The organism is Neisseria polysaccharea (assembly GCF_963392925.1).
Taxonomy (GTDB): domain Bacteria; phylum Pseudomonadota; class Gammaproteobacteria; order Burkholderiales; family Neisseriaceae; genus Neisseria; species Neisseria polysaccharea.
The window spans coordinates 1-7,662 of sequence record NZ_CAUJNZ010000026.1 but is presented as its reverse complement, the minus strand read 5'-3'; the positions used below and the strand labels follow the sequence as shown (position 1 = coordinate 7,662).

At 52.5% G+C, this 7,662-nt stretch carries 6 protein-coding genes; 2 read left to right on the top strand and 4 right to left on the bottom strand.

Going from position 1 to position 7,662, the window contains the following annotated elements; genetic code table 11:
- Window positions 1-250: hypothetical protein (locus RDY34_RS10390; protein ID WP_308184578.1), on the top strand; the 250-nt coding region annotated here is incomplete at its 5' end.
- A gap of 385 nt (window positions 251-635) precedes the next feature.
- On the opposite strand, the gene RDY34_RS10385 is transcribed toward RDY34_RS10390, so the two are convergent.
- The 4 genes from RDY34_RS10385 to RDY34_RS10370 all read right to left on the bottom strand — a co-directional run bounded on the left by RDY34_RS10385 (window position 636) and on the right by RDY34_RS10370 (window position 6,063).
- Window positions 636-2,087, bottom strand: a complete 1,452-nt coding sequence (locus RDY34_RS10385) for a DASS family sodium-coupled anion symporter (protein ID WP_308074882.1) — start codon at window positions 2,085-2,087, stop codon at window positions 636-638.
- Window positions 2,088-2,546: 459 nt separating this feature from the next.
- A complete protein-coding gene (locus RDY34_RS10380; RefSeq protein WP_003751719.1) occupies window positions 2,547-3,800 on the bottom strand; it encodes a complex I 51 kDa subunit family protein in 1,254 nt (417 codons plus the stop codon).
- Window positions 3,797-5,425 carry an FAD-binding protein gene (locus RDY34_RS10375; RefSeq protein WP_308074881.1) on the bottom strand — a complete coding sequence of 543 codons (1,629 nt, stop codon included), beginning with the start codon at window positions 5,423-5,425 and terminating at the stop codon, window positions 3,797-3,799. The genes RDY34_RS10380 and RDY34_RS10375 overlap by 4 nt, the downstream gene beginning before the upstream one ends.
- Window positions 5,425-6,063, bottom strand: a complete 639-nt coding sequence (locus RDY34_RS10370) for a 2Fe-2S iron-sulfur cluster-binding protein (RefSeq protein WP_308073920.1) — start codon at window positions 6,061-6,063, stop codon at window positions 5,425-5,427. The genes RDY34_RS10375 and RDY34_RS10370 overlap by 1 nt, the downstream gene beginning before the upstream one ends.
- 806 nt (window positions 6,064-6,869) lie before the next feature.
- On the opposite strand from RDY34_RS10370, the gene RDY34_RS10365 reads away from it, so the two are divergent.
- A partial coding sequence (locus RDY34_RS10365; protein ID WP_308184577.1) for a fumarate hydratase occupies window positions 6,870-7,662 on the top strand: 793 nt, incomplete at its 3' end.

Genomic DNA, 7,662 nt, shown 5'->3' with positions numbered 1-7,662 from the left:
ATTAAAAAAAAAAAAAAAAAAAAAAAAAAAAAAAAAAAATGGATTGTTTGATACTCCAATGTTTTTTATATGTTTTTATATTGTGATGCAGAACGGGAATCTGGAGCGTAGGGTTGAAGAAACCGTTTTATCCGATAAGTTTCCGTGCCGACAGGTCCGGATTCCCGCCACTCTTCGTCATTCCCGCAATTTTTCGTCATTCCCGCGAAAGCGGGAATCTAGAACCTCTAAATTTTCAGACGGCTTTTGAATATTGCCACTGCCCCAAGGGCTAGATTCCCACCTTCGTGGGAATGCCGATTTGGAAATTACCCGAAACCCAAAACAACTGAAACCTAACACACTGGATTCCCGCCTGCGCGGGAATGACGGAATTTTAGGTTTCTGTTTTTTGTGGGAATGACGGCGGAAGGTGGGCGATGCCGTCTGAAACTTCGTCATTCCCGCAATTTTTCGTCATTCCCGCGAAAGCGGGAATCTAGAACTTCTAAATTTTCAGACGACTTTTGAATATTGCCGCTGTCCAATGGTCTGGATTCCCACTTTCGTGGGAATGACGGGGAGGGCGGATGCCGTCTGAACCGCGAAACGGTTTCAGACGGCATTTTTGCCTTAACATTCAAACAGCCGGCGGTTTACCAATAACCCAAAGCTTTCCACCACAAAATGCCGACAGTGGCGAAAATCAGGATTTCGATAACGCTCATAATGAAGCCCGCCTTCCACCATTCGCCCATATTGACGTAGTTTGAGCCGTAAATCACAGGCGCAGAACCGGTGGCGTAGTGGGTCAGCGACATCATAATGCCGGTGGCGGCCGCCATCATCAGGGCAAACAGCATAGGCGGCGCGCCCAATGCCAGGCCTGCGCCGTAAAACGCGCCGAACATCGCGGTAACGTGTGCCGTGCCGCTGGCGAAAACGTAGTGGGCGTAGAGATAGGCAAGCATCAGCAGGGCGCAGCCGGCTTCCCAACCCAAGCCCAAATGGGCGATACCGCTTTGCATAGATTCGGACAACCAGCCGATAAGCCCCAGTTTGTTGAGGAAGTTCGCCATCATCACCAAGGCGGCAAACCAAACGATGGTGTCCCACGCGCTTTTTTCCTTCAGCGCGTCGTCCCAAGTCAGTACGCCGCTCAAAAGGCAGAGGCTCAAGCCGAGGAAGGTGGTGGCGGTGGCATCGACTTTCACGCCGGCCAGCATTTCGGGAATGCCCGCCCACAACAGCAGCAGGATCACGAAAATGCCGAGCATCATTTTTTCGTCGCGCTTCATCGCGCCCATTTCTTTCAGTTTTTCTTTGGCAAGGGCGGTCGCGTCAGGCGTTTGTTTGATTTCGGGCGGATACAGGAAATACAGCACCAGCGGCATCAGCAGCATCGCAATCAGGTCGGGTACGGCCATCGCCAAGAACCAAGTGCCCCAAGAGAGTTGGATTTGTGAGTTGGTAGCTTTGGCAACCAGTTCGACGACCAGTGGATTGGGTGCGGTGGCGGTGATGAAAATCAGGCAGGTAATCACGTTGGCGTGGAAGTTGACCAGTGAAAGGTATTTGCCGATTTTGCCTTCCGTCCCTTTTTCAGGATCGGAGTCGAAACTCAAGGCGATGGATTTCATAATCGGATGCACAATCGCCCCGCCGCGCGCGGTGTTGCTCGGCGTAACCGGACCGATGACCAAGTCCGCCAGTGCCAAACTGTAACCCACGCCCAGCGTGCGTTTGCCGAAAAGGGAAATCAAAAGGTAGCCGATACGCATCCCCAAACCGGTTTTCAACAGGCCGCGCGAGATGATGATGGCGATACCGATCATCCAGATTAACGAGTTGTTGAGGCTGCTCAAAGCGTCTTTGGTTGCGTCGGCGGCTTTTTCGTTGGTTACGCCGGTCAGCGCGACCAAGGTAATGCCCAAAACCGCCATTGCGCCGATGGGCATCGCTTTGCCGATGATGCCGGCGATGATGCCGACGAACAACGCCAAAAGATGCCACGCGTCGGGCGATACGCCTTGGGGAACGGGGATGACGAACCAGATAAGCAGCGTCAGCGCGAGTGCGGCCGCAGCAGGAATTGGCTTGAAGCCCATGTTGAGTCTCCTAGTTTGAAGTATTGGGGAAATCGGATTTCAGACGACGTGTGCCTGATTTTGGTGGGAGAGGTCGTCTGAAACGTATTTGGCAGCAGTTGTTTTTATGTTTTTCTTTTGGGTGTTTGGGTAATGCGTACTTTTGTGTTGCCATCTTTTTCAGATGACGTTTCTTGAGCTTTTACGTTTTTTGCCCTCTCCCTAACCCTCTCCCACGGGGAGAGGGGACAGATTGCAGAAAGTCCGATAATGGTCAATTTTCAGCACCATCATTCCCTCTCCCCGTGGGAGAGGGTTAGGGAGAGGGCAAAACCTCAAGATACACCGTATCGTTTTTTCTGCTGGCGAAGCATCTGGTAAGTAGTTTGGGAAGGTTCGGTTGTGAAACCTAACAAATACTACAGGTATTTTTCAAACGACCTCCTATATAGAAAAGGTCGTCTGAAACGCCGTATCGGATTAATCCTGCTCCGCCGGCAGCCCGTACTCTTCGGGGAAGGTACGCAGCGAGCTTTGCAACACAGTAACCGCGCCGTCAATCAGACCGCAGCGTCCGCTTCGTGGCAGAAGTTGGCACAAGCTTTGCAGGGCGCGGAGGTCGTCTGAAGTGCCGATGCCGGTATCCACGCGGTTGAGCAGGCGTGAAAGTTGGAACGTGCCGCCTTTGCACGGCGGGCATTGTCCGCACGAGTTGGATGCAAAAAATTCCACATATTCGGACACTTTACGCACTACGCTCGTGCCTTCGGAAATCACAATCATCGCGCCCGTACCGAGGCTGGATTTGCGTTCGCGCACGGACACGAAGTCCAAAGGCACGTCCAAATCTTTTACGGTCAAAAGCGTGTTTGACGGGCCGCCGGTAAACACGGCTTTAAACGTGCGGCCTTCGAGCATACCGCCGCCGTAGTCGAAAATCAGCGATTGCAGGGTCGTGCCCATCGGCAGTTCGTACAGGCCCGGATTCAATACGTCGCCGGAAAGCGAATAGAGTTTTGTACCGGCCGCATCGCCCAAACCCAGCGATTTGTACCATTCCGCGCCTTTGGCAAGGATTTGCGGAATATTGGCGAAGGTTTCGGTATTGTTGATCAGGGTCGGCTCGCCGTTGACACCGCTTTCGGCTGGGAACGGCGGCTTGCGGCGGGGGAAGGGGAAACCGCCTTCCAGCCAAGAAATCACGGCGGTTTCTTCGCCGCCGATATAGCGGCCTGACGTTTCAACCAGTTGCAAATCCAAAGGTTTGCCCAAGTAGTTTTCGATACGGATAAACAAATCGCTGTTTTTCCATTGCTCGATGGCGGGTGTGATGGAGGCGATGGAGTCGGTCTGATGAGGGTTGACGTACAAAACCGCTTTGTTGGCGCGGCAGGCGACGGCGGCAATCAATACGCCCTCGATGACTTGGTGCGGCGTTTTCGCCAGCAATACGCGGTCTTTGAACGTACCCGGTTCGTCTTCGTTGGCATTGCAGACGACGTATTTGTCGCCGTGTTTGCTTTGGGCGGCAACCGCCGCCTCCCATTTGCGCCAAGTCGGGAAACCTGCACCGCCCATACCGCATAGGTTGGCTTCTTGCAGTTTGGAAACAATGCTTTGAGGATCGGCAAGTGCCGCCAGCAGGCCTTCGCCGCCGCCGACTTTGCGCCACGCGGTCAAATCCGCGCCGACTTGGCGGGACGGGTGCAATAAGTTTTGATTGGCTTGATTCATAATTGTTGCTCCTGCAAACCGGCGTGTTCGCGCAAATCGAATTTGCCGTAGTCGGGATATAAAACGGGGGCTTTGATGTCGCCGGCCAGTCCGGCGCGGGTCATTTCTCGTTGCAGGTCGTGGACGTGTCCGACACCGCCGCGCACTTTTTTCAGCGGCAGGCCGCAATTTGCCGCAGCTTTACCGGCACGGCGACCGAAGCTGATGATGTCCAAAAGCGCGTTGCCCATCAGGCGGTTGCGGCCGTGGATGCCGCCGGTTACTTCGCCGGCGCAATAGAGTCCTTCCACACAGGTTGCGCCGTTGCCGTTGATTTCGACACCGCCGTTTTGATAGTGCAGGGTCGGATGAATCATCACGGGTTCGACAGCGGGATCGATGCCGCATTTATGGGCGACGTGTCCGAGCGTAACCAAACGGTTCAACACATCAGGATCGTTGGCAATCAGGCGCGGGGTGTCGAGGAATACGCCGACTTGTCCGTCGCGTACCACGCCACGGCCTTCGCGGCATTCGCGCAAAATGGCGGCGGCAACCACGTCGCGCGGTTGCAATTCGTCAACGAAACGCTCGCCCAAACCGTTGATTAGTTTGGTGCCTGCGGAACGGACGGCTTCGGAAATCAGCGCGCCTGCCAAGTGCGGCGGATGGGCAACGCCGGTCGGGTGGTATTGGAAGGAATCGACATCGCGTAGTTTCGCGCCGATGCGGTACGCTATTACCAGACCGTCTGCGGTTGCGCCGTAGTGGTTGGAAGTGGCGAAACCCTGCAAATGCAGCCTTCCGCTGCCGCCGGTTGCCAATACCACGGCTTTGGCGTGAACCAACACCAAAGAGCGTTTTTCCAAATCGTACAAAATCGCGCCGACGCAGCGGCCGTGTTCGTCTGATAATAATTCGATGGCAGGGTGGCGGTTGAGCTGGGTGATGTTTTCATCGAGTTCGACCGCCTCGCGCAGTACACGCATCATTTCAAGGCCGGTAAAGTCGCGGTAGCTCAAAATACGCGGTACGGTCGTACCGCCCGCGCGTTTGCGGCTCAACATACCGTTGCTGTCCGCGCCATTGGCAAGGTCGAAGGTCATACCCAAACCGATCAGCCAGCGGATGGCGGACGGCGCGTCGGTAACCATTTGGGCAACCAAATCTTTTTTGCCCGCGTGATGACCTCCTTTGACGGTGTCGTCAAAGTGTTGTTGCAGGCTGTCTTCCGCGCCGACTGCCGCCTGAATGCCGCCTTCCGCCATCACGGTATTGCTGTCGCCGATACGCAGCTTGTTCGCCATAATCACGCGCGCGCCTGCTTCGGTCGCAGACAACGCCGCTGCCGCGCCCGCACCACCGCCGCCGATGACCAATACGTCGGTGTTCAAATGTTCTGCGCCCGACAAATCATAATCGTCAATCAGCGGCCGGCTGATTAAGAGTTTCGCCAAATCGGGATGGCAGTAATCGCCCGCGTTCGGACCGATGGGCAGCTTCACGCGTGCATTTGCCTGATAATCGGGATGGAATTGGCTCAGTAATTCGTTTTTTTCCGGCAGGTCGCCGCGCAGCTCCAGAGAGGACGCGCGCAGGTTGGCAAGGGCGGTTTCGTAGTCTATGCCTTGGATTTTGTTAACCATTACACTGACTCCTCTTCAAATTCGACTTTCATTTTGCCGCTGTCGATTTCGCGCAGGCGGCGCATCAAATCCACAGGGCGCAACGTACGCGCCGCTTTCATACGGCGTGCGAACAGGCCCAAGTGGTTCGGGCGGATGTGTTCGGGGCAGGAAAGGGTGCAGAGGTTGCACATCACGCATTGGTCGAAGGTCAAAGCCGCCGCGCCAAAATCGCCCGATACCACTTGCGCTACGCCGTTTTCCACTTCCAAACCTTTGGGGCAGGCGCGGTTGCAGCCACCGCAATGACGGCAGTGTTGCGCTTCGGGGAAGGCTTTGGCGGTGTCGTCCAGCCAGTTCCAGCCGTCGCCGACTTCGCCCACGTCGTAATACTGGATATGCTCGGGGATAAAGTAGTCCAAGAAGCTGACCTGCATCCCTTCTTCGACTTTGGTTTCACACGCCAACGCAGTCGTTACCTCGCGCTCGCCTTCTTTACGGATCATGCAGCGGCACGAACCGCATACGCCCTGCCCCATGCAGCCGACATTGGCGGTAATCGCGCTACCGGAACGAGCGTAGGCTTGGATAATGGACGAATCGGCGGAGGCCTTGACCTCGTGTCCGTCTATGGTCAGGGTTAACAAATTTTCACTCATGGCAGTGTCCTGTTGGAAGGATAGTAGATTTGGTATTGTGTATTTTTGTTACACAAGAGGAACAAGGACTTCCTCTCGCGTACTATGAATATGTTTATAACTTAATGTTTCTTATGTGAAACATAGTTTATCAGAATTTGTGCCTTATCGTTACTAAACTACAAAATTGCCATAGAAACATATATTGTTGACAAAATTTATGTACGAAATTTTAAAATATAATTATTTTTCAATAAGTTTATAAATAATGCCGTCTGAAAAACAGAAAAAACAAACAGAAAAATACAATCCATTCTCATTATTGCAATCTAGTGAAAAATATATATATTACTGTAATATATGTATATTTTTGAAAATTCTGATATTTGGAAAATAAGTTGTAAAATTTCAAAAAGTCAAATGCGTTTGACTTCAGTCAAAATTTCCTCTTTCATATATGACAACTCCCTGCTGTCGTTATATCCTTTAAGCGATTGAAATCAGATTGAAATTATTGAGAATAATTTTTATGCCGTTAAAACGGATATTCGGACAGGTTCAGACGGCATTTATAAAAAACCTAAAATTACCAAACATATTTGTAGTTTTATTTCCATTACAGGCAACAGGCAAAGATTACAAATATCAAAACCCGAGTGAAACAGTATTTTATTAAAACAAATTGATAATCAATAGATTAGAATTATGTATTGTCTTTACCGTACAAACGCTGGCACTATTTCAACCTGATAAAAAACAGCCTTCAAAAAGGTTGTTTAAAACAGCAGCAGACACTTACCGCCACAACCTTGAAAAGGAACACAATCATGACCGTCATCAAACAGGAAGACTTTATCCAAAGCATTTGCGATGCCTTCCAATTCATCAGCTATTACCATCCCAAAGACTACATCGACGCGCTTTATAAGGCGTGGCAGAAGGAAGAAAACCCCGCCGCCAAAGACGCGATGACGCAGATTTTGGTCAACAGCCGTATGTGTGCCGAAAACAACCGCCCCATCTGCCAAGACACAGGTATCGCAACCGTGTTTTTGAAAGTCGGTATGGATGTGCAGTGGGATGCGGATATGAGCGTGGAAGAAATGGTTAACGAAGGCGTGCGCCGCGCCTACACTTGGGAAGACAACACCCTGCGCGCGTCCGTTCTCGCCGACCCCGCCGGCAAACGCCAAAACACCAAAGACAACACCCCCGCCGTCATCCACATGAGCATCGTGCCGGGCGACAAAGTCGAAGTAACCTGCGCGGCAAAAGGCGGTGGTTCTGAAAACAAATCCAAACTCGCCATGCTTAATCCTTCCGACAACATCGTCGATTGGGTATTGAAAACCATCCCGACCATGGGCGCAGGCTGGTGTCCTCCCGGCATCTTGGGCATCGGCATCGGCGGCACGCCCGAAAAAGCCGTGTTGATGGCAAAAGAATCCCTGATGAGCCACATCGACATTCAAGAGTTGCAGGAAAAAGCCGCGTCCGGTGCGGAATTGTCCACCACCGAAGCCCTGCGCCTCGAACTCTTTGAAAAAGTCAACGCGCTAGGCATCGGCGCGCAAGGCTTGGGCGGTCTGACCACCGTGTTGGACGTGAAAATCCTCGATT